This window comes from Ruegeria sp. BI12 (assembly GCF_056537985.1).
On record NZ_JBQFSL010000001.1, the window covers coordinates 1,209,789 to 1,232,737 of the forward strand.

Below are 22,949 nucleotides of genomic sequence, written 5' to 3' on the forward strand. Positions count from 1 at the left end.
GGAAATCAGCGCGGTATCAGGTTGGTCACACCGACCGCTGCGGCACGGGCAAGATCCATATCAAGCGACATCGGGATATATTCGCCTCGCCGCCAAAGCTGGGCCTGATCGTCGTAGTACCGCGACAGGAAATGTCCCGACTGACCCGTGGCCGTGATAAAGACTGAGCTGTTGGGATCGGCGAAATCATAGACACCGCGATAGCCCGCACCGTGCACATTCTGGAAAGGGTCGGGGCCTTCGCCCGATGTCCGACCCCGCAGCAGGGTATTGTCGCCGCCGCTGGTGGATTGGCGAATATTGACGAAGAACCGCAGAACCGGAACCGTGCCCAGAACCGGGTGATCATGCGTGGCCTGATGGGCATCGCCCCAGCGCAGCGACTCCAACGAGCCACCATATTTTTCGCTGATCCAGATCAGCGCGTCGTCCAGCGCCAGCCGGGCCATGTCGGTACATGTTTCCACAGGCGCGCTCTGGCGCACGTCGCACCAGACCGAGGCACCGTCAATATCGCGGTAGACCCGTTCGATAAATAACGGCTCAACATGTTTGTATTCAGCAGCCAGCGGCCCCAACTCGTCCGAGATCAAGCGGATCTGCAATGCGCGCAACCATGCGGCATAGATAAGCGGCTCGGGCAGGTGTTCATTCATCTCACCGTTCCATTCAGCCAGCAGGGCCAGCGCGACCTGACGCTGGCGTTCAGGTGTGCCTTCGGGGGCGGATGCACCGGTAAACCAAAGGTCTGCGCCAATCAGTGGCAGAAGGGATCGGGCTGTAAAGCTGACCGTGTCAAGTTGTGCCTCAATAAAGCTGTCGCGAGTGTGAACTTCGCGCGATTGCATCAGGCGCTCCCAACGGTGCACCCTTTGGGTGTCACCCCATTCGTATGAAACGTGGTTGGGAAAGGGGCGGTCGATGATTTTGTTGTTCGTGTTGCCCAGTATTCCCCCGGCGGGTGCCACGAATTCGGGGTTGTTCGCATAGGGCAAACGTCCCTGCCAGAGGTTTTCCGCCAGCCAGCCGGGCGTCGGGATACGGCCACGGCTTTGGTTTCGCAGGTCGCGCTTGGGCATCGCGCCGATCAGCTTCATGCCGATCGTATCCTTGTCGACAAGCGACAGGTTTTGCGAGGGTGCTATGAACAGCTCGGCCACTTCGATGGCATCGCGAACGGTGTCCGAATTCATCAACGCCATCGACGCTGTCATCGACGTGTCGCGCGGGCTAAGCGCCGTCCAAGACAATGACGCAACATGACCAGGTGGAGTGATCGTTTCCAGATCATAATGACTGCCGGGTAGAACGGGCCCGTTTTCAGTCCAGCGCAGGGTCAGGGTGACAGGGGGTTCATCCTTGATCTCGATGATCGAGGGGCGGGACCGGAATTGCTTATAACCGTCGGGCGACAGGTATTCTTCTGGGTTTTCCGGGTTCAACTGCTCGATATGAACATCCTGATCGTCCAGGTAGGACGAGGTCAGTCCCCAGCCCAACCGGTCGCTGCGGCCTGTCATGATCGCGGGAACGCCCGGAATGGTCGCGCCGATGACACCGCCCTTGGCAAGCTCGAGCCGTGCCAGATACCAAATACCAGGTGCGGTCAGGCCCAGATGCGGGTCATTGGCAAGCAAGGTACCTCCGATCGCGGAACGCGAAGGTGCGGCGGACCACGCGTTCGACGCGCCGGCCAAACCGCGTTTGGGGAATGGCGACAGAGGCGTGTCGGGCATTGGCGTGCCTTCTGCATAGCGCGGCAATCCCGGGAAGAGAGCCGCGTATTCCGGCAGCGCAGCGATCCCCGGACCCGGCACATCCGGCAAGATGTCCGACAGGCGATTGGGATCGTTCAGCATAAGGGATGTGCGGGCGCGCAGAACCTCGTCTTTCAAATGGCCGGACAGTTGCAGGCTCATCAGTTTGATGATGGCAATACTGTCACCGGGTTGCCACGGCGAAACGGGCGCGTTGAATAGGAACATTTCCGGTGCACCGCGTCCCAATGCGTTTTCGTTGATCTCTTCCAGACGGGCGTTGACGCCGGCGGAATAGGCGCGCAGCGCGGCTTTGGTGTAGTCGTCCTGCACTTCGACCGAGCGGTGGGCCAGGCTGTAGAGGTCAAAACGGCGCAAGAGTTTGTCTATGCTTACGGTGCGCCTGCCGAAAACTTCAGAGAGGCGCCCCTGCGCTGTGCGGCGCATCACGGTCATTTGCCACAGGCGATCCTGTGCATGGGCGTAGCCAAGGCCAAAGAATACGTCAGGGTCGTTTTCGGCCAGAATATGCGGAACGTTGGCAGTGTCGCGCACGATCTCGACAGGCCCACGCAACCCGGTAACGTCGACGGTCTGGTCATAGTCCGGCAGTGACTGGCTGGCGAGAAAGTAGACAAGACCTACAGCCGCGACGGCCAGCAGGACCAGACCCGTAGCAATCCGAACCAGCCAGCGAAAGACAAGACCCATGAACGCCCCACATCCCCGTAAGAAATTATTGGCTGAACACTACTGGAAGGCCGGGGCAACCGAAAGAGGAACGGCGCGCGAACGTCGGGTTAAGATGTTGAAACGAAAAACCCCGGCACTTGGTTTGAACATGTGCCGGGGTTTGCTGCAAAGGGGTCGTGGTATTCGGATTCAGGGGATGATGCGCGTGTATTTGGTGCCTTCGACGGTAGCGCCGAATTTCAGACCAGCCTGCCCGAAAACAGCGGCAAGTACCGGTTTACGCAATTGGTTCGTGTCGGTTGAAAGCGAGTCACCGGTGGCGTCGACGACGTAGCCGATATCCGCCCCCGCGGTCCAACCGCTGGAACGGCGGAAGTCGTCCAACGCGTCCTGCGTCATGAAAAACAGCACATGCGCATATTGCTGCGCGCCGATCTGCAGGCCGGCGCTGCCAGATACGGCCGAGTAATAGTCGACCGTAGCACCGTTAATGCGCAGCGCGCCCTGGCCATATGCGCCGCCAAAGATGAACCCGGCCTCTGTGATCAGTGGCATCACCAGCATGCCGTCGGCTTTGTTGGCGATCTCGACTGTGTTGGGGTACTTGTTGAACATTTCGTTCAGCGTCACGTTCACACGGGCGTCGATCTGGGCTGCGTTTGAATTGCCTACACCGTTTCCGCATGCTGCGGTCAGCGTAAGACCGGCCATGCCAAGCGCAAAGCCACGACGGTTTAGTCGGGGAGAGTTGGAACTGCTCATGTTTTTTCTCTGTGTTAACTGCCTGAAGTGTCGGGTGTTCCCGATCTTGTGTGCAAGAATACGCCGATTGGGTCCGTGTGTCACGGGAAAGCTGATCCAACAGCCTTCACAATAGGCGAAAAGTCGCGAGCGCCCGGGGATTTAGCCCTGTAGAACGCGCGCGACCTGTGGTGCAAAGTATGTCAGGATTCCGTCGCAACCCGCGCGCTTGAAGGCTAGTAAGCTTTCCAGCATGACTTTTTCGCCATCAATCCAGCCGTTCTGCGCCGCAGCCTGTACCATCGCGTATTCACCGGACACCTGATAGGCGTATGTGGGCGCGCCAAACGTGTCTTTCACGCGGCGACAGATATCCAGATATGGCATCCCGGGCTTGATCATTACCATGTCGGCACCTTCGGTCAGATCTCGTTCGATCAGGCGCAGTGCCTCGTTCGAATTGGCCGGGTCCATCTGGTAGGTCTTCTTATCTCCGGTCAGCGCACCCGACGCGCCTACTGCATCGCGGAAGGGGCCATAGAATGCGCTGGCATATTTGGCTGCATAGCTGAGGATCATCACATTGTGGTGCCCGGCACCCTCAAGCGCGCGACGCATCGCACCAATACGACCATCCATCATGTCCGAAGGGCCAATGATGTCGGCCCCGGCCTCAGCCTGCGCCAGCGTCATCTTGACCAGCGCTTCAACGGTCTGATCATTTACGATCTCGCCGTCGACGACATAACCGTCATGGCCGTTGATGTTATATGGGTCCAGCGCAACGTCGGTCATCACAGCAATATCCGGAGCCGCTGTCTTGATCGCCCGGATCGCCCGGTTCGACAGGTTGTCTGCGTTCCACGCCTCGGCACAGTCTTCGGTTTTCAGGCTGGTATCGGTGTAGGGAAAGATGCAGATCGCCGGGATGCCCAACGCCTGGGCCTCGACTGCGGCCTTGGCGATAAGGTCAACCGAACGACGGACAACGCCGGGCATCGAAGGTACGGGTTCTTCGATACCTTCACCATCGCGCACAAAAACTGGCCAGATCAGATCGTCGGTGGTCAGCGCGTTTTCCCGCACCAGCCCGCGAATGGCGTCGGATTGGCGCGCTCTGCGAAATCGTGTCTGGGGGTAGGGGGCGATAGTCGGTTTCATGTCGCGCTCTCCTTGAATAATCGTGCATTGGGTGGCATGAATTCCCGGTGGTCTCAAGGGTAACATTGGACGCGCTGCGCCAAGAACGCCCCAGAGACAATGAACAAAGGGCTGATGCGTGGATTTGCACTCTTCGATTTTCGAACTCATCGACATGCGCAGCTTTTCGAATCTGTGGTATTGGATCGCCCTGGCGGTGCTTTGGTCCTCGGCCAGCCACTGGGCGATGGGGGTTCCCTTCGATCTGCTAGTGCGTGCGCGCCGTGTTGGAGGGCAATCCGAGCAAGACCTGCTGGATATCGTTAGGATCAACGGGAACAGGTTGCTGTACATCGTTGACATGTCAGGGCTGATTATTCTTGCTTTGAGCTGCTTTTTGTTTACCGGGCTCGCGATGCTTGGTTTCTATTATGGGGTAGAATTCGCCCAGGCCGTGTTTCTGTTGCTGTTTCCTTTGTGTTTGGTGACGCTGATCAATATACGCGCCGCGCGAAAACTGCAGGTCACCGAACCGGTGCTTGAGAGCATATCCAAGATCCTTGTACGCTGCCGGATTTACACCCAGATCATTGGCATGATCTCAATTGTCATTACTTCACTTTGGGGTATGTACCAGAACGTCTCGATCGGTGTTCTCGGGGGATGAAAATCAGAAAGGCAAGGCGATGACGGCTCCGAACCATGTGACGGTTGGCGGCGCTCCTGAAGGGTTTGACGCGCAGCTTGTTCTGAATGAAATCGCGCGCGTTGGCGGGCCGGTCTGTCATGTCGCGCGTGATGACAAACGGATGGAGGCGATGCGCGCCGCATTGGCCTTCTTTGCGCCGGACATGCCGGTCTTCGTGTTTCCCGGGTGGGACTGCTTGCCCTATGATCGGGTATCACCCAATGCTGATATTGCGGCCGCACGCGTGGCGACTTTGGCAGCACTGGTGCATCAGATGCCGGACCGGTTTGTCCTGCTGACCACGTTGAATGCAGCAACCCAGCGGGTGCCCGCGCGAGATGTGTTGCGCGAGGCGGCATTTACCGCCCGCGTGAACCATCGCGTTGATGAAACGGCATTGCGGAAATTCCTCGTTCGAATGGGATTTACCCAAAGCCCCACGGTGATGGAACCCGGCGACTATGCCATCCGAGGCGGCATTATCGACATCTATCCACCGGGTGAATCCGGCCCCGTGCGTCTGGATCTGTTCGGTGACGTGCTGGATGGCGCGCGCCGATTTGATCCGGTCTCGCAGCGCACAACCGAGAAGCTGGACGTGGTCGAATTAGCCCCGGTGTCCGAGGTTATTCTGGATGAGGCCGCCATTACACGGTTCCGCCAGAATTATCGTATCGAGTTTGGCGCGGCAGGCACCGACGATCCGCTGTACGAGGCGATTAGCGCTGGCCGCAAGCACCAGGGCATCGAACACTGGCTGCCCTTTTTCCACGAAAAGCTGGAAAACCTGTTCGATTATCTGCCGGATGCAACGATCACCGTGGATGATCAGGTGACGCCGGCACGGCTGGCCCGTTGGGACACGATTGCCGATCAATATGAAACGCGGCGTCTGGCGTTGGAAAATCGCTCGCGCATGGACACTGTGTATAAGCCGACCCCTCCCGGTTTGCTGTATCTGAACGATGACGCATGGGAGCAAGCCGTCGGGGACCGGCGGGTAATGCAGTTCAGCCCGCTGCCCCAGGCCAGCGGTCCCGGTGTGATTGACGCAGGCGGGCGGATCGGCCGAAATTTCGCGCCCGAAAGACAGCAGGAAAGCGTCAGCTTGTTTGGGGCGTTGGCAAGTCATATCACCGACAAGATGTCCAAGGGTCCGGTTCTGATTGCGTCTTACTCTGAAGGAGCCCGAGAACGCCTGACCGGCTTGATCGAGGATGAAGGCCTGGCCGAAGCCATCCCCGTCACCGATGGAACCCGGATTGGCAAACGCGGGCTGCATTTGGCGGTCTGGGCGCTTGAGCACGGTTTTGAAACGCCCGATCTGACCGTGATCGCCGAGCAGGACGTGCTGGGTGACCGCCTCATCCGCCAGCCCAAGAAGCGCCGCAAGGCCGAGAATTTCCTGACCGAAACCCAGTCGCTCAGCCCCGGCGATCTGGTGGTTCACGTCGACCACGGGATCGGGCGTTACATGGGGATGGAGGTGGTCACGGCCGCCGGTGCCGCGCACGAATGCCTGCTGTTGGAATACGCCGAGCAATCCAAGCTATACCTGCCGGTCGAAAACATCGAGCTGCTTTCGAAATATGGCCATGATGAAGGTTTGCTGGATCGTTTGGGCGGCGGCGCATGGCAGGCAAAGAAAGCCAAGCTGAAAGAGCGAATCCGCGAGATGGCGGACAAGCTGATCCGCATCGCCGCTGAGCGAGCCTTGCGCAAAGCTCCGGTCATGGATCCGCCCCCACACGCGTGGGAGGAGTTCAGCGCCCGCTTTCCATATCAGGAAACCGACGACCAGCTGCGCGCGATTTCCGAAGTGATGGAAGATATGCATTCCGGTGCGCCTATGGATCGGTTGATCTGTGGTGACGTGGGCTTTGGAAAAACCGAGGTTGCCATGCGCGCGGCCTTTGTCGCTGCGATGTCCGGCGTTCAGGTGGCCGTGATCGCACCGACAACCTTGCTGGCCCGTCAGCATGCAGCCAGCTTCAAGGAACGGTTCCGTGGCTTCCCGCTTGAGGTTCGGCAGCTGTCACGGTTTGTGTCCGCGAAAGAAGCGCAGCAGACCCGCGATGGTCTGGCGCGCGGGACCGTGGATATTGTCATCGGCACACATGCCTTGCTGGCCAAAGGTATCCGGTTCAACAATCTGGGCCTGTTGATCATCGACGAAGAACAGCATTTTGGCGTAGGTCACAAGGAGCGCCTGAAACAGCTGCGCAGCGACATTCATGTTCTGACCCTGACCGCCACGCCGATCCCACGGACGCTGCAGCTGTCGCTGACCGGCGTGCGCGATCTGTCGATTATCGGCACGCCGCCCATCGATCGTCTTGCCATTCGCACGTATGTCAGCGAATTCGACGCGGTTACCATTCGCGAGGCGCTGCTGCGTGAACATTATCGAGGCGGACAGAGTTTCTATGTTGTCCCGCGCATCTCGGACCTTCCAGAGATTGAGGAATTCCTGAAAGAACAACTGCCCGAGCTGACCTATATGGTGGCGCATGGGCAAATGGCGGCGGGTGAACTCGACGACCGAATGAACGCCTTTTATGACGGCAAGTACGACGTGCTTCTGGCGACCACGATTGTGGAAAGCGGGCTGGATATTCCAACCGCCAACACGATGGTCGTGCACCGGGCAGATATGTTCGGCCTGGCTCAGCTTTATCAGATCCGGGGTCGGGTGGGACGCTCTAAAACCCGCGCTTATGCGTATTTGACTACCAAGCCGCGCCAGAAGCTAACCGCCACTGCCGAAAAGCGTCTGCGTGTTTTGGGGTCACTCGATACACTCGGAGCAGGCTTCACACTGGCTTCGCAGGATCTCGATATTCGGGGTGCGGGAAACCTGCTGGGTGAAGAACAGTCCGGCCAGATGCGCGACGTCGGCTATGAGCTTTATCAATCCATGCTGGAAGAGGCGATCGCCAAGATCAAAGCAGGCGAGATGGAGGGGCTGTCCGATGCCGACGACCAATGGGCGCCGCAGATCAATCTGGGCGTACCGGTCCTGATCCCCGAAGACTACGTGCCCGATCTGGATGTGCGATTGGGTCTCTATCGTCGCTTGTCGTCGCTTTCGACCAAGGTCGAATTGGAAGGCTTTGCCGCTGAATTGATTGACCGTTTCGGGACGCTACCGAAAGAGGTTAACACGCTGATGCTGGTCGTGCGTATCAAGGCGATGTGCAAACGAGCAGGAATTGCCAAGTTGGATGGCGGACCCAAAGGGGCGACGATACAATTCCACAACGATAAGTTTGCTTCGCCTCAGGGGCTGGTTGAATTCATTCAGAACCAGCGCGGACTGGCCAAGGTCAAGGACAACAAGATTGTTGTAAGGCGCGACTGGAAGAAGGACAGCGACAAGATAAAAGGCGCATTCGCAATCGCCCGCGATCTCGCCGAAAAGGTTATGGCTGAAAAGAAGAAAAAGGCGAAAGCCTAATCTCCGCTGACAAAAGTACATAACTGCCAGTCGCCTGCGTCCGATTTCACGAACGCGGCGCGGTGGCCGGTCATGGGCCACAGAAAATCACGGTGCATGAACCCGCGTGTACCGTCGGTCAGCATGACAGGCTGATAGTCGGTGTCGTCGCGATAGTCTGTGATGATGACGACCTCATGGCTGATTTGGTTCAGTACAGGTGCGCCCGGCTCGGCGGCTTGCCGAAGGGTCACATTCTGACCCGTGACGAAGTAGGTCACAAATGGATCCAGAGACGCGGGGAGGGTGATCTGCCATTGATGTGGCATCCAGAATTCGCCCTCGTCGTCAAAATAGCCCGGCTGGGACAGGGTGGTTTCCAGGTCGTTCCAATAAGTCTCGCGGTTCTGGTCTTCTTGAGCGTCACCGGTTGCCGGGTCGAGGTATTCTAGAAACTCTTCGGGCCCACCAGACCCGCCATGGCTGAGATAGATATCCGGGCAAACGGCCGCGATCACTGCTTTGGTGTCCCGTGCCGCCACGCTTGCCGACAGGCTGTCTCGAAAAGCCACTAAAGTGGGATCGCGTTCTGCCTCGTCGACTGGCGGAAAGGACTGGCGGTCGGCAAGGGCCGGGCTGCCGGCCAGAAGCAATAGCAGCAATGCGCGGGTCATTCGGCTGCCTCCATCGCGGCCTGAGCGCAGAAACACGAGGCTCCGACAGCCCGATCAGCGCGCGCCAGTGCAATATCCAATCGCTGTTTGATCAGTTTGATTTCGACGGTCTCGCCGCGGGCCTTCAGACAATCATGCAGGCCTTTCAGGCTCCAGACGTTATCAGGGTGGATTGAAGCACGGCTGAGGGTGCCACCAAGCCCCAGATCTTCGCGGTAAACCACTTCGGCCTCAGCCACGTGACCTTGTTCAAACAACAGCGCCCCCAGCGCGTGACGGGTGGGTTGCATCCAGCCCCAGGGTTCGTCGTAGGGCAGTGTGTCGTCCAGTTCGACCGAGCGGCGCAGATGGCCGTAGGCTGCGTCATAATTACCTTTGCGATACTCAATCTCTCCGCGCAGCATTTCGCGGGCAATGTCCAACAGGTCGATCACGCGGTTGTTGTGCAGCAGGCGAGTTTCTGGCACCCGATCTTTGGCGGCGAGGAATAGCTTCTCTTCGGCTTCGGCCTCGGCGACCTGATCTGTCGCGGCAAAGGCGATTGCACGGGCGTAATGGGTGGTCGCGGTGACGGTGCGGTAGAGGTCCTGGTCCTCAGGAAGGGAAAGGGCTTTTGCCTCTTCCCACCGACCAAATCGGATCAGGATATGCGGCCCCATCGACATGTAGCTTTCGAAGAAATCCGCCATGGGCGGGCTTTCGGTGCGCAACATCTCTTCCGGCGTGGTGTCCCATATGCCCTGATTGGCGCGCAGGGCAGGTTCCATCTGGCCAAGAAACAGCGCGCCATAGATAGCAAAGTGATAGTCGTGCTGGCGATAGCCTGTGTAGATATTGAACGCGCCTTCGCGCTCATAATACTTCAGATCGGCCTCGGTCGCCTTTTCGTTCCAATGGACGACGTTCTGATAATGCCCGCACAGGACATCGATATGGGTGGGCATGTGCACCAGGTGCCCTGCATCTGGAACCAGTGTGCGCAGGACATCCCCAGCCTTCAGCGCCTTTTCTGGTGTCGGCGACATCTCCATCAGATGAACATAGAGGTGCAGCAAGCCCGGGTGCGACATGGCTGCCGGATCGTCGGCCATTGCGTCTTCCAGGGCTTTTTGCGCCTCCAACGTGGCTGCGCCTTCAGCGGGCTCACCGGTTCTCAAGTTCCACATCTGCCAGGGAGTCAGGTTGAGCAACGCCTCGACATATATAGTGCGCAGATCAAGGTGGTCCGACTGCTCGCCAAACGCCGCCCGCATCGCATCGGCAAAGTCGTGGTCCCAGGTGTGCATGTCGTCGACGGGATCGCGTTGAGGATACCGCGCGGGCAGGGCGCGGATCAGGGCCTGTTCAACCGATGTGCAGTTATCGATCAGAGCCACGGCTTTCTGCGTGGCATCAAAGGCCAGCGCCAGCGCCTTTCGCTGCCCACGGTCATCCAAGAGGTTCCACGGCAGGTTGTAGTTTGGCCCCGCCGCGTAGGCCACGCCCCAGTAGGCCATCGCACAGTCGGGGTCGTATTCAAGCGCGCGCTGAAAGCACACGACCGCTTCGTCGTGATTATAGCCGTAGGTCCAGTTCAATCCCCGGTCGAACCAAAGCTGCGCGTCCGGTGAGGCGGTTGTTATCGGGCAGGAATATGCGCCAAGATTGTAATATTCGCTCACAGAAAATCTCCACTCACATTGAGCAGAGGTTAACCTGAATTTCAGTCCCTGCACAGATCAGGCGGGCAGCCTGTTTTCGATCCGCCCCATGTGCAGCATCAGGCCGAAGCCCAGGATGCTCATGGTCAGGATACCTACGGCCAAAGGAATGATGGAACCGTCGAACAGTTGCCCGATAGGGGCTGCAATGGCGGCTGCAAATACGGTCGAGATCGCCCCAATCACCGAGGCTGCCATGCCCGCGATATGGCCCATCGGCTCCATCGCGATGGCGTTCAGATTGCCCATGGTCATGCCCGCCATGAAGAAGACGGCGGTTTGCCAGCTGACAAAAACCGCAAAGGACATCGTCGGGGAAAGGTGTGTTGCGTTTAGAACAATAACGGCGGTGGTAAAGATGACCTGAGCACCCAACGACCACGTTACGATCCGTCGCATGCCCAATTTTATAACAAGCGCTGCGTTCAACAGGCTGGCTGACCCGGCCATCAATGCCACAACGCCGAACCAGAACGGAAAGCTGTCAGCGCTGTCGTGAACGATGTCATAGACCGGCTGAACCATCGTTAACATGGTGAACAGCATCCCAAGGCACAGCGTTTGTACCATGATCGACAATCGAACGGTTGGGTGCGTGAGCATCTGACGGGCGGCGTCCAGCATCAGGGGCAGGCGCAGCGGGCGACGGTTCTCGATCGACAGAGGTTCCGGAAGGCGCAGACCCATCCAGACGATGGTAATGAGTGAAAACAGGATGAATGAGGCAAAGATGCCCCGCCATCCAGTCAAAGCGATCACTCCGGCGCCCAGCATCGGCGCAATTGCCGGAACTAGGGTGAAGATCATCATGGCAATCGACACGATCCGTGCCATCTCACGACCTGAATACAGGTCACGGATAATCGCCATGGCCACCACTCGCGGGGCAGCACATCCGATCCCCTGGAAGATACGGGCGACCAGCAACACCTCGAGCGAGGAACTGGCCCAAGCAGCCGCTGCTGCGATGATGTACAACGCCGATCCGACGTAGATCACGGGCTTACGGCCAAAGGCGTCGGACAGCGGACCGGTGAAAAACGTGCCTATCCCCATACCCAACACAAACGAGGTCAGGATCAACTGGGCTTTGTTAATGTCGTTGGGGCTAAGCTGCTCACCGATCTTTGGCAGCGCAGGCAGCATGGAATCAATCGAAAACGCGATCGTCGCAAACATCATTGCGACAAGTGCTACGAACTCACCCCGTGACATGCGATTGGCCATAGCGCCCTCCTGACTTGTTCGCGCTATCACGGCAAATCAGTTGACGCTAGGTGTCAATTTGCACAGGGGTCTGTGCTAATTTGCAGGGGAAGCCTCAAGTTGAGACATGATTTCAGCAATTACTTTTTCCCACATTTCAGGGGGTTGCGCCCCGGGGACGGCATGCTGATTGGCGACAATGAAGGTCGGAACCGAGCTCACACCCATCTGCCGTGAATGGCTGTCGCGGTTGCTGATATCCTCGCGGTCGGCGTCGGATTTCAGCAGTTTCAGAACGACCGCTGCGTCCATTCCGGCATTGTCGGCAATATCCGCCAGAACCTCGTGATCGCCGATATCGCGGGCCTGCACGAAATAGGCATCAAACAGTGCATCGACCACTGCATTCTGCTTACCCTCGATTCCGGCCCAGTGGATCAGGCGATGGGCGTCCAGAGTGTTGGGCGTGCGTTCCATGCCTTCAAAATCGATCTTCAGGCCTGCATTCTCGGCATGTTCGACGACCGGAGCATAGGCGCGCACGGCACCTTCCTTGCCGCCAAACTTGCGTTCAAGGTACTCGCGGCGGTCCATGCCCGCGTCCGGCATGTCAGGGTTCAGCTGAAAGGGATGCCATTCGATAACGAAAGGGTGGTCGGGGATTGCGGTCAGCGCCTTGTCCAGATGGGTCTTGCCGATATAGCACCATGGGCAGATCGGATCGGACATGATATCAAGCTTGACGGTCTGGGTCATTCGTTGGTCGCCTTGAAGTAGGCCGGCAGCGCCCGGCGCAGAAGTTTGCCGTTTCCGCCAGTTGGCAGTTCGGCCAGATGGATGAAAGCGCGCGGTTGCTTGTAACGCGCCAGGTTTGCCTCGACATAGGTGCGCAGGGCGTTTTCGTCCAGTTCTTCTGGCCCTGTATAAAAGGCCGCTATCACAAATGTGTCCTGTTTGACTTCGATGGCAGCGGCCCCAACCTGTGCAATGCCGGGGTATCTGGACACAGCGGCCTCAACTTCAACCGGCGACACTCTATAGCCGCCCGCGTTCATCATGTCGTCATCCCGGCCTAGGTAAGTGATTTGTCCGTCCACGGCCATGGCCCCCTGATCGCCGGTCAGGAACCAGTCGCCCTGCATTCTGGCTTCGGCCTCGTCCGGGGCGTTTAGGTAGGTGAGCATCAGGCCGGGGTCGGATTTGTGCACGGCAATCGTACCCTCTTGTCCCTGCATTACCGGCCCATCAGTCCCCAGGATCGCGACGCGGCGTCCGGGCTGAGGTTGCCCCAACGCATCGCCGCGCGCCGGATGGGTCGGGCTGGAGGAAATGAAGGTCGAACACTCGGACATCCCATACGCCTCATACAGCTCGGTGCCAGTTTCCTGTGTCCATTGTTCGTGCAGATGACGCGACAACTTTTCGCCGGCGCACAACCCATGTCGCAGGTCCGGCAGGTGCAGGTTATTCTGCATGCCCAGTATCTTTCTGAACACGCCGGGAGCGGCAGCAAAAATTGTCGCCTGATGGTGACGCAGCAGCCCGGGCAAGTCGGCCAGTTCGGTGCCCGGTTCGGGGATCAAGGCGGTCGCGCCGATTGTCCACGGGTCCATCAGCCCCGTACCCAGAGTATATGTCCAGTTGAAGGCCCCCGCGTGGCACAAACGATCACTCTTACGCAGACCGTACCAGCCATCTACCATCATCTGACGTGCCCAGATGGCGCGGTGGGCGTGGGCTACGGCCCTCGGTTTTCCCGACGTGCCAGATGTATAGACAACGTAGGCCATCCGCTCCGGGTCACCCATTTGATACTCGGCCGCAGGCAGGTCGCGCATTTTGGTCAAGTCGGATAGGTTGATCTGAACCGTGTGGGCGGCGCACGCAACTAGCGGGTCGCGCAGGATTGCAGCGGGGTTAAGATCTTCGATCATGCGTGCTGTTTCTGGTTCAGTCAGTTGCGATGATGTTGGGACCGGGACAATCCCAACGGCAATTGCCCCCAGATAGGCAATCGGGAAGTCGACCGTGTTCCCAAGACGCATCAATGCGATATCACCGGGCTTCAGACCGGCATTCAGCAACCCTGTGCCCGTGCCCAGAATAGCCTGCTGCAACGCCCCATACGTCCAATTCCTGGCGTCTGCGGCACCGACCACAGACAGCGCGGTTTTGTCCGACAGCGTATCCGCATAGCGCAACACATGCGCAGCCAGATTGAACGGGGACGGGCAGGCCGGGGGCGGCCCCTGATCGAATATTGAAAGCATGGCAACTGGCTAGCGCGACCACTGGTGCGTTGCAAGCGCGACGGGCTGGGCCTATAGAATGACGCATGAGCACCCAAGACCAGACATCTCTGATCCGCATTGCCCGGGACTCGGGCGAACATACGGAAGTTGAACCACTGGACCTCGGCGCGCGCGTGCGCGAATTGCGCAAAGCACGAAAGTGGACGTTGGAACAAGCGGCAACCCAGGCTGGTCTGGCGCGGTCAACGCTCAGTAAAATTGAGAACGGTCAGATGTCGCCCACCTATGACGCGCTGAAAAAGCTGGCGACTGGTCTGGAGATCTCGGTGCCGCAGCTGTTTACGCCGCCGCAGCGGGATCAGGTGATTGGCCGGATGGCCGTGACGCGCATGGGCGAAGGGTCTGCGCATCCCACAACCACTTACGAGCATGAACTTCTGGCCGAAACCCTGACAAAAAAGCAAATGCTGCCTTATCGGGCCCGCGTACGCGCGCGGTCAATGGATGAGTTCGACGGCTGGGTTCGTCACGATGGCGAAGAGTTTTTGTATGTGCTGACGGGGGTGGTGCGCCTTTACACCGAGTTTTATGAACCAGTCGAAATGCGCCGCGGCGACAGCGCCTACTACGACGGGAGTATGGGTCACAATGTAATCTCGGTCAGCGACGAAGATGCAATGATCCTGTGGGTGACATCACTTACTTAACGACCGGCTGAATTCGCGATTCAACCCTTCTGTGAACAAAAAATCCTCAAGCTCTTCGTGGGCTTCGTTCATAGTCAGTTGATGGCGTTCGGCCAGGTACGCCTCGAAACGTTTGCGGTCTTGGCTTAACCGCACCATGTCCTGATCCCGCAGGTTCGGAAATCTCCGTTTGGCGCGCGTATACATAGCGTCCAGGTCTTGCGTCAGATCGGTCCATTTCAACATTAGACAGCTTTCCGTTTTAATGGTTTCAAAACCGCTCGCCCTGCAACTCAGCCTACGAACGCAGTTGGTGCGTTCGGGCATGACAAAATGTCGCACCTGAGATCGGGTGATGGTTACTTTTTTGAGGGGGATGAAAGTGCCCGTTGCAGCCATTCCGCAACGGGCAGACGGACCTGATTTTTGAGTGAGTGGAGGCCGGTCCGTAGATTTGTTGTGCAGCGTACCTGACGAAGAGTTACGTTTTGAAATTCAAAGCAATAATCAGTTCGCGCAGTATACTGCAATATATGTACAAGCTATATCGCTAAAGCCCGTTCAGTAAAGCTTTTTGTGTGAGTTTTTTATGTGAACACTTGACGTAGGGTCGGCTACAACATGTTGCCAACATGAAAATTCGACACGCAATATGAGGTGATTGTTGGCAGTGTGCCGATTTCCGCCGACGCTTTGTGGGCAAATCGCACGGCCAGCTACTCTTCGTACCACCAAACCTGCGGCATGTACTCTGGTCCGTCGCCATAGATCGGCAAGCTTTCCGGCTGCTTGAGTTCCTTGGCGTGTGCGATCCGGCCTACATCGAAATTCCATATCGGAATGACGTAACGCCCAGCGGTCAGAACACGATCAAGCGCGCGCGTTGCAGCGACGAAATCCTCATGACTTTCCGAGGCCAGCATGGCGTCAATCATACCGTCCACGGCGGGCGAGGACACACCCATAAGGTTCCGTGTCCCTGGAGTGTCAGCATTTTCGCTGCCCCAGTACAGGCGCTGTTCGTTGCCGGGCGACAGGGATAACGCACGACGGAAATAGGTCATATCGAAATCCAGCTCGGAAGTACGGCTTGTGAACTGGGCACTGTCGACCTGTTCGGTATTCACCTTAATGCCAAGGCGTTCCAGCGCGCGAGAATAGATCTCTATTGCCGTTTCGCTTTCGGTGTCGCCCTGTTGCAGGAGTACAGTCAGGGTAAAAGCATCGCCGTTCGCGTTGCGCAGCTCACCGTCTTGAATGGTCCAGCCTGCTTCGGCCAGCAGCTTGGTGGCCGCGCGGATGTTGGATCGGTTGCGAGCCGATCCATCGCTTTCCGGCAGGGTATAGCCCTCAAGCGTTCCGGGGGGCAGGTCGTCTTTGAACGCCAATAGAAGTTCTTCCACGCGACCTTCTGCTGGTCCGGGCTGCATTGCTAGATCCGAGCCCGAGAAGTAGGACGTGATACGCGGCTGTGCATTGCCGGTAATCGTGTCGTTGATGAATTCGAAATTGAACGCCAGTGTCAGCGCTTCGCGAACACGCCAGTCGTCAAATGGCGCCTTGCGTGTGTTCATTACAAATCCGGTCATGCCCGAAGGCTTGCCGTGGGGGATCTCGGTCTTGACGACATCCCCACGCTGGACGGCCGGGAAATTGTACTGGTTTGCCCATTTGTCGGCATTGAATTCACGCACCGCGGTCAGTTCTCCGGCTTTAAACGCCTCAAACAGAACAGTGCCGTCGCCGTAAAACTCGATCCGCATTTCAGCCAGGTTCATCGTGCCACGTCGAAAGGGGATATCGGCGCCCCAATAGTCCGGGTTCCGTTTCAGGGTCACGTATCGTCCGGCCTCATAGCCGTCGACAACATAGGGGCCTGTGCCGACCGGAATGTCATGCAGCCCGGCATTGGCGAAATCTTTGCCCTCCCACTGAGCCTTCTGCAGGATCGGGCGCAGGCCGGCGATCAGGGCAAGCTCGCGGTCAGCTTCGTTAAAGGTGATACGCACCGAGCGGGGGCCAATCTGTTCAATGCTGTCGATCTTGCCCCATAGTCCGCGATAACGCAGGTGACCTTCGGTGCCCAAAGTCTCATACGACCAGATGACATCATCGACAGTCACCGGCGTACCATCCGAGAATTCGGCATTCTCGCGCAGGGTGAATTCGACCCAAGACCGGTCCGGTGCGGTCTCAACCGATTCGGCTAATAGCCCGTAAAGAGTGAAAGGTTCGTCCCAGGAACGGCCCATCAAGCTCTCATGGGTCCAAAATCGTAACTGCCAGGGCGAGCTGCCTTTTTGCACGAACGGGTTCAAACTGTTATAGCCGCCCGTATTTCCGAAAACGACTTTGCCACCTTTGGGTGCGTCAGGATTTGCATAGGGCAGGGACACAAAATCCGGTGGTAGGGCCGGGTCACCATACATAGCTATGCCATGGGCCGATTCTGCATGAGCAATTGAAGTGCTCAAAAGCACGGTGATTCCCGCAATCAATGGACGAACGGGGCGGAGAAAATCGGGGCTCATTTTGGAAACAATCCTGCTCTGGCCTTATTTTGTTGGGATTCACCGTAGCGATGATTTTTCTTATTTTCAAACTTTTAGCTTGGACGAAGGCGCGGAATTGCTTATAAAGGATGCACTGCTCGATAGGTTTCTTGCCTGTATGAAACCTGCCTCAATAACTTAACGCCCGCTTCGTGCGGGCGTTTTTTTGTGCGCATTACACCTTGGATGCGCAGCCCGGATGTTTCCCCGTTTTCTTTGCACGTGCAGCATGGCAGTGTGTCGCCAAAGTGGATTTTGTGGGAGTTCGGCCATGAGCCTTTCGGGAAAAACAGCCATCATTACGGGATCGAATTCGGGGATCGGGTTGGGCGTCGCGCGCGAGTTGGCGAAGGCCGGGGCCAACGTAGTGCTGAATTCCTTTACAGACCGCGACGAAGATCACGCCCTGGCTGCCGAGATCTCGCAGCAGACCGGTACCAGTGCACGCTACATCAAGGCGGACATGTCCAAAGGTGAGGAATGCCGCGCGCTGGTCGAGCAAGCGGGGGCATGCGACATTCTGGTGAACAACGCGGGTATTCAGCACGTCGCGCCTGTTGATCAGTTTCCGGTTGAAAAATGGGACGCGATCATTGCGATCAACATGAACTCGACCTTTCACACGATGGCCGCTGCGTTGCCAATGATGCGCAATGCTGGGTGGGGGCGTATTGTGAATATCGCGTCGGCCCATGGTCTGACGGCGTCTCCGTTCAAGGCGGCTTATGTCGCGGCCAAGCATGGGGTGGTTGGCATGACTAAGACCGTGGCGCTGGAAACGGCGCAGGAACCGATCACCTGCAATGCGATCTGCCCGGGTTACGTTCTGACGCCATTGGTCGAGGCCCAAATCCCGGACACAATGAAAGAATACGACATGAGCCGTGAAGACGTGATCAAGAATGTCATGCTTGAGCGGCAACCTTCGAAGGAATTCGCTACGGTTGAACAACTGGGCGGTACCGCGATTTTCCTCTGCTCAGATGCAGCTGCGCAGATCACGGGCACGACGATCTCGGTCGATGGTGGCTGGACGGCGTTGTGAGGTTTCACAGGGGCAGTGTCCTCGTACCCCTTGGCATTGGGGAAAAGGTGAAGGGGTAGCAAGTTGAAACGGATCAATCTGGCTTTGCAGGGTGGCGGCGCGCATGGTGCCTTTACTTGGGGTGTTCTCGACAGGCTTCTAGACGAAGAGGACATCGAGGTTGCCGCTATCACCGGGACCTCGGCCGGTGCGCTGAACGGCGCTGCCTTCAAGTCAGGAATGGTCCACAACGGGCGCGATGGCGCGCGCGCCTGTCTGGACGGGTTGTGGGCGCGGATGGGTGCGGTAGGTGATATGCGCCTTGCCAACTGGATGCAGGCGCTGGAGCCCGCGCAGATTGCCCAGACGATGGAGTATTCACTGCCTTTTTCGGTGGGCGATGCGTGGTCTCGGTTGGTATCACCTTATGCCTACGGTCCGTTTTATCGCAATCCTCTGGAACCGGTCGTGGATCGTTTCAACTTTGACGAGATCTGCACAGATCAGGGCCCTCAGTTGTTTGTCTGCGCGACCTGTGTGCGAAGCGGCAAGATCCGGGTGTTTACCGGGGATGAGATTTCGACGGATGCCATCCTTGCGTCGGCCTGTTTGCCGAACCTGTTTCAGGCGGTCGAGATTTTCGACCCTAAATCTGGTCGGACCGAAGCTTACTGGGACGGGGGCTATACCGGCAATCCTGCGCTGTATCCCTTGTTCAACAACGACCTTCCCGACGACGTGGTGATCGTGAACATCAATCCGCTAGAGCGGGAAGAGATACCGAAGACACCACAGCAGATCCAGAACCGCATCAACGAAATCAGCTTCAACTCATCCCTGTTTCGCGAGCTGCGGGCGATCAGCTTTGTTCAGCGCCTGTTGACCGAAGGTAAGCTGAAGGCAGGGGAGATGAACCGGGTTCTCGTGCATATGATCGCGGATGATGAGTTGATGAATGAACTATCTGTGGCGACAAAGACGGTTCCAAACCCTGTTATCTTGCACAAGCTGAAAGCTGCCGGGCGCGCCGCCGCGGATAAGTTCTTGTCGGAAAACAAGGATGACCTCGGCGCACGCAGCACGGTCAACCTGCCAGAGATGTTTGGCTGATCACTCGGGCGGTTGCGTCGGGTCTTTGCCGTTGGGATATACAAGGCCCGCAGAAATCACCAACTTTGCTGCGTCTTCGATGGTCATATCCAACAGGATCACGTCTTCGGCAGGGAAGAACAACAGGAAACCCGAGGTTGGGTTTGGCGTGGTCGGGACGAAAACGCCCAGCAATTCACCCCCCGTTTCCGCCCGTTGACTGACTTCGCCTTTTGCTGCGGTGGAAACAAAACCAATCGCCCAGATGCCTCGGCGTGGGTATTGGATCAGGCAGGCTTTTTCGAACGACCGTTCGGTTTGAGCGAACACAGTCTCCGAGATCTGCTTGATCCCTGAATAGACCGAGCGGACGACAGGCATCCGGCTGACAAGGCTTTCGGCGAAATGGATCAGAGATCGGCCCAGAATGCCTTTGGCTATCCAGCCGACGATGACGGTGAAGATCAGGAATATGACAACGCCGACACCGCGCAGGTTGATGCCCACATATTCCTGCGGTTGGAACCGCTGAGGAATAATGGGCAGCACCGCACTGTCGATCCATCCGACCACGGACCAGATCAGCCAGATGGTCAGCCACACCGGCGCAATCACGACAATACCCGTCAGGAAGGACGCGCGAAGTCGCGAAAACAAACCCGGGCGGCGATGTGGTTCTTCGTCAAATGGCGTTTTCATTGCGGTCCTGAGCGGTTTTCTGCCGAGTTAGTTAAGCAGTCGGGTGCGGTGGTACAATAGGCTTACGTCAATCGGTCCAGGCGGAAAGGGCTCGTGCGATACCAGCCGCCAGGCGCGCGTTGTTGCGAACCAGGGCAATATTGGCTGTTAGCGAACGTCCTTCGGTTTGCTCGTAAATCCGCTGTAGCAGGTACGGCGTGACGCCCTTGCCGCTTATCCGGTGCGCGTCGGCGTCGGCCTGAGCTGACGCAATAATGGGCGCCAGTTCTTCGGCCGGTATCTGATCTGCGGCCGGGATCGGATTGGCAACCAATTGGCCGCCGGGCAGGCCAAGCGCGCGGCGCGTGGCGTGGGCCGTGGCGATATCCTCGGCGCTGTCCATGCGTAGAGGCGCGGCATACGGGGATTTGGCGGACCAAAAGGCCGGGAATTCATCCTGCCCATAGGCGATGACTGGTACGCCTAGTGTTTCAAGGACCTCAAGCGTTTTTGCCAGATCAAGAATGGCTTTTGCGCCTGCGGCTACAACAGTCACCGGGGATTGGGCCAGTTCGTGGAGATCGGCAGAGATGTCAAAGGTCGTTTCGGCCCCCTGATGGACACCGCCGATGCCACCGGTTGCAAATACATCGATGCCCGCATAGTGCGCGGCGATCATAGTTGCCGCTACCGTGGTCGCTCCGGTGCCGCCAGTTGCCATGCAGGCCGCCATATCTGCGCGGGACAGTTTGGCGACGCCCTGCGCCTGACCCAGTGACTTCAGTTCATCAGCCTCAAGGCCAACGTGCAATTTGCCTTTGATCACCGCCATTGTGGCCGGAACCGCGCCGGCGTCGCGGATGTCCTGTTCGACCTGTGCGGCAACCTCGATGTTCTGAGGGTAGGGCATCCCGTGGGTGATGATTGTGCTTTCCAGCGCGACGATGGGTTGGCCTGCGTCCTTGGCGGCGCGGACCTCGGCGGAATATTGAATGTCGATCACAGTGGGGTCTCTCCGGATACGTATGTTGCGGCGGCGTTCAGGGCGCGAGTTAAGGCCTCGGCACTGGATGCTCCGCCGGATTCTGAGGCGATATGGGCCGCCATGAATGTGTCGCCCGCGCCGGTCACGCGCGTGACCAGAACGGATGGTGGTGTTTGGGTGAGGATTTCATCCGCACTACCTACGGTGGCCGAGCTTCCACCGTCCGTGACAAGCACCCGCAGCGCGCCGCGATCCAGCAGGCCCTTGGCTGCGCTCTCGGAATCCGTGAACTCGCGCTGACACAGGATGCCGGCCTCTTCCAGGTTCACATACAGCGTGGCGCGGGCGTGCTTCAAGAATGGCAGCAAGCGTTCGGCCTTGCCGGGTGAGGCTGGAGCCACCCGCAAATCTGCACGCGCAAAAGCAGGGCTTTGTGCGATTTCCTCAAGCAAGTTCAGTGTCAGGTTGCCATCCAAAGCAATGGGGCCTTCGAACGGGTCGTTCTCATACCCCAGCGGACCGTGCATCAGCGGACGCAATATCTTGGCGCCCGCGGCCTCAAGCGAATGCGCGTCGGCGATGGCGGCGATCAGACCGTTAGCCCCTTCGACGGCCATATAGCGGTCAGTCGGCAAATCCTGCGAGCGGTAGATGTGATCCGTAACCATTCCCAACCGCGCACAGGCGTTTGCCAATTCATCACCCTCAGGATCGCGCCCGATGGCAGTCAGCAGAGTGGGGGTCATGCCAAAACGCACAAGGGTCATGGCGATGTTCATGGCCACGCCGCCGGGCAGGCGGGTGATCCGCCCCGGCACGTCCGAGCCCTGCCGCATGGCGCTTGCGGACCGGCCAATCACGTCCCAAAGGACCGAGCCGATGCAGAGAATGTCGCTGTTCTGAGTCATGTCGACGTCATGCCGCAGCCCCGGCGCAGGCGCAAGGGTTAACGCTCACAGGTTTCAGCGCATCGCGTCGGTCAAACCCTTCAGCGCCGCCAGTGGATCATCCTGCGACCAGATTTCTTCGCCGATACCAAAGAAATCGGTGTGTGGCGCCAGATCGCCGATCAGCTCTGGCGTCAATCCACCTTCAGCCACGACGGGCACTTCGATCATCTGTGACCACCACTGAAACAGGTCTTTCTCGGCAGTGGTGCCGTCACCCAGTGTTGACGTGCCGACCGGGCCGAATGCCACGTAGTCCGCACCAGCCTCACCCGCGGTCATCCCATCATGGCTGGACGCCCCGCAAAAACTGCCAACAATGGCGTCGGCCCCTAATTCCTTACGTGCCGCCCGGACAGACCGGGCCGCGTCGTCCAGATGCACTCCGTCCAGCCCCAACCGCTGTGCCAGCAGGACGTGGTTCGAAATTACCAGCGCCACGTCGCGGGCATGGGCAACCTCGCGGCATGCATCAGCAGCGCGAGCGATCGTGTCCTCATCGCCACCAGCCAGCGCCAGTCTGATACAGGCGATCTCGGCCCCGTCCAGCACGCTGGCCAAACGGTTGGTGAAGGTGCTTAGTTCGATGGTCGGAGGTGTGATCAGGTAAATCTGTGGCTGCTCGGGGGTGTCCATTGGCGCGTCCTTCGCTTTCAGTCTTTTGCGCGGTTTAGCGGATTGCGGCGGGGAAGCAAACTTTT

General features: G+C 58.2%; 19 protein-coding genes. 5 read left to right on the top strand and 14 right to left on the bottom strand.

Going from position 1 to position 22,949, the window contains the following annotated elements:
- Window positions 1–5: 5 nt before the first annotated feature.
- From ACR0AK_RS06280 to hemB, 3 genes are all read right to left on the bottom strand, one after another.
- Complete coding sequence (locus ACR0AK_RS06280; protein WP_480792735.1) at window positions 6–2,468, bottom strand: penicillin acylase family protein; 2,463 nt, start codon at window positions 2,466–2,468, stop codon at window positions 6–8.
- Between the two features lie 171 nt (window positions 2,469–2,639).
- Window positions 2,640–3,212 carry a lipid-binding SYLF domain-containing protein gene (locus ACR0AK_RS06285; protein ID WP_170557040.1) on the bottom strand — a complete coding sequence of 191 codons (573 nt, stop codon included), beginning with the start codon at window positions 3,210–3,212 and terminating at the stop codon, window positions 2,640–2,642.
- A 141-nt stretch (window positions 3,213–3,353) separates the two neighbouring features.
- Window positions 3,354–4,352 carry a porphobilinogen synthase gene (hemB, locus tag ACR0AK_RS06290; protein ID WP_170557042.1) on the bottom strand — a complete coding sequence of 333 codons (999 nt, stop codon included), beginning with the start codon at window positions 4,350–4,352 and terminating at the stop codon, window positions 3,354–3,356.
- A gap of 118 nt (window positions 4,353–4,470) precedes the next feature.
- Between hemB and ACR0AK_RS06295 the strand changes: the two genes are divergently transcribed.
- On the top strand, window positions 4,471–4,998 hold the full coding sequence (locus ACR0AK_RS06295; RefSeq protein ID WP_170557044.1) for a component of SufBCD complex: 528 nt from the start codon (window positions 4,471–4,473) through the stop codon (window positions 4,996–4,998).
- 19 nt (window positions 4,999–5,017) lie between these two features.
- Window positions 5,018–8,476 carry a transcription-repair coupling factor gene (mfd, locus tag ACR0AK_RS06300; protein WP_480792736.1) on the top strand — a complete coding sequence of 1,153 codons (3,459 nt, stop codon included), beginning with the start codon at window positions 5,018–5,020 and terminating at the stop codon, window positions 8,474–8,476.
- Here the strand turns inward: mfd and ACR0AK_RS06305 are convergent.
- From ACR0AK_RS06305 to ACR0AK_RS06325, 5 genes are all read right to left on the bottom strand, one after another.
- On the bottom strand, window positions 8,473–9,129 hold the full coding sequence (locus ACR0AK_RS06305) for an SH3 domain-containing protein (protein WP_480792737.1): 657 nt from the start codon (window positions 9,127–9,129) through the stop codon (window positions 8,473–8,475). The genes mfd and ACR0AK_RS06305 overlap by 4 nt on opposite strands.
- The gene (locus ACR0AK_RS06310; protein ID WP_480792738.1) at window positions 9,126–10,790 is read right to left on the bottom strand and encodes a hypothetical protein; all 1,665 of its coding nucleotides are present in this window, start codon (window positions 10,788–10,790) and stop codon (window positions 9,126–9,128) included. Before ACR0AK_RS06310 ends, ACR0AK_RS06305 begins: the two co-directional genes overlap by 4 nt.
- Window positions 10,791–10,847: 57 nt before the next feature.
- Window positions 10,848–12,056 (bottom strand): multidrug effflux MFS transporter, encoded by a 1,209-nt coding sequence (locus ACR0AK_RS06315; RefSeq protein WP_480792739.1) that lies wholly within the window; start codon window positions 12,054–12,056, stop codon window positions 10,848–10,850.
- A 75-nt stretch (window positions 12,057–12,131) separates the two neighbouring features.
- The gene (locus ACR0AK_RS06320) at window positions 12,132–12,791 is read right to left on the bottom strand and encodes a DsbA family oxidoreductase (protein ID WP_480792740.1); all 660 of its coding nucleotides are present in this window, start codon (window positions 12,789–12,791) and stop codon (window positions 12,132–12,134) included.
- Window positions 12,788–14,305 carry a class I adenylate-forming enzyme family protein gene (locus tag ACR0AK_RS06325; protein ID WP_480792741.1) on the bottom strand — a complete coding sequence of 506 codons (1,518 nt, stop codon included), beginning with the start codon at window positions 14,303–14,305 and terminating at the stop codon, window positions 12,788–12,790. The genes ACR0AK_RS06320 and ACR0AK_RS06325 overlap by 4 nt, the downstream gene beginning before the upstream one ends.
- 65 nt (window positions 14,306–14,370) lie before the next feature.
- Between ACR0AK_RS06325 and ACR0AK_RS06330 the strand changes: the two genes are divergently transcribed.
- The gene (locus ACR0AK_RS06330) at window positions 14,371–14,994 is read left to right on the top strand and encodes a helix-turn-helix domain-containing protein (RefSeq protein WP_108858481.1); all 624 of its coding nucleotides are present in this window, start codon (window positions 14,371–14,373) and stop codon (window positions 14,992–14,994) included.
- On the opposite strand, the gene ACR0AK_RS06335 is transcribed toward ACR0AK_RS06330, so the two are convergent.
- Complete coding sequence (locus ACR0AK_RS06335; RefSeq protein ID WP_170557058.1) at window positions 14,983–15,219, bottom strand: hypothetical protein; 237 nt, start codon at window positions 15,217–15,219, stop codon at window positions 14,983–14,985. The genes ACR0AK_RS06330 and ACR0AK_RS06335 overlap by 12 nt on opposite strands.
- A gap of 470 nt (window positions 15,220–15,689) precedes the next feature.
- A complete protein-coding gene (locus tag ACR0AK_RS06340; RefSeq protein ID WP_480792742.1) occupies window positions 15,690–17,504 on the bottom strand; it encodes an extracellular solute-binding protein in 1,815 nt (604 codons plus the stop codon).
- 292 nt (window positions 17,505–17,796) lie between these two features.
- Between ACR0AK_RS06340 and ACR0AK_RS06345 the strand changes: the two genes are divergently transcribed.
- Window positions 17,797–18,570, top strand: a complete 774-nt coding sequence (locus tag ACR0AK_RS06345; RefSeq protein ID WP_170557062.1) for a 3-hydroxybutyrate dehydrogenase — start codon at window positions 17,797–17,799, stop codon at window positions 18,568–18,570.
- 63 nt (window positions 18,571–18,633) lie between these two features.
- A complete protein-coding gene (locus ACR0AK_RS06350) occupies window positions 18,634–19,659 on the top strand; it encodes a patatin-like phospholipase family protein (protein ID WP_480792743.1) in 1,026 nt (341 codons plus the stop codon).
- Here ACR0AK_RS06350 and ACR0AK_RS06355 read toward each other — a convergent pair whose 3' ends face one another.
- The 4 genes from ACR0AK_RS06355 to ACR0AK_RS06370 form a co-directional block, all read right to left on the bottom strand.
- The gene (locus tag ACR0AK_RS06355; RefSeq protein WP_480792744.1) at window positions 19,660–20,337 is read right to left on the bottom strand and encodes a DUF502 domain-containing protein; all 678 of its coding nucleotides are present in this window, start codon (window positions 20,335–20,337) and stop codon (window positions 19,660–19,662) included.
- Window positions 20,338–20,404: 67 nt separating this feature from the next.
- A complete protein-coding gene (locus tag ACR0AK_RS06360) occupies window positions 20,405–21,319 on the bottom strand; it encodes a pseudouridine-5'-phosphate glycosidase (protein ID WP_170557068.1) in 915 nt (304 codons plus the stop codon).
- On the bottom strand, window positions 21,316–22,209 hold the full coding sequence (locus ACR0AK_RS06365; RefSeq protein ID WP_480792745.1) for a PfkB family carbohydrate kinase: 894 nt from the start codon (window positions 22,207–22,209) through the stop codon (window positions 21,316–21,318). Before ACR0AK_RS06365 ends, ACR0AK_RS06360 begins: the two co-directional genes overlap by 4 nt.
- 54 nt (window positions 22,210–22,263) lie before the next feature.
- On the bottom strand, window positions 22,264–22,884 hold the full coding sequence (locus ACR0AK_RS06370; protein ID WP_170557072.1) for a thiamine phosphate synthase: 621 nt from the start codon (window positions 22,882–22,884) through the stop codon (window positions 22,264–22,266).
- Window positions 22,885–22,949 lie beyond the last annotated feature (65 nt).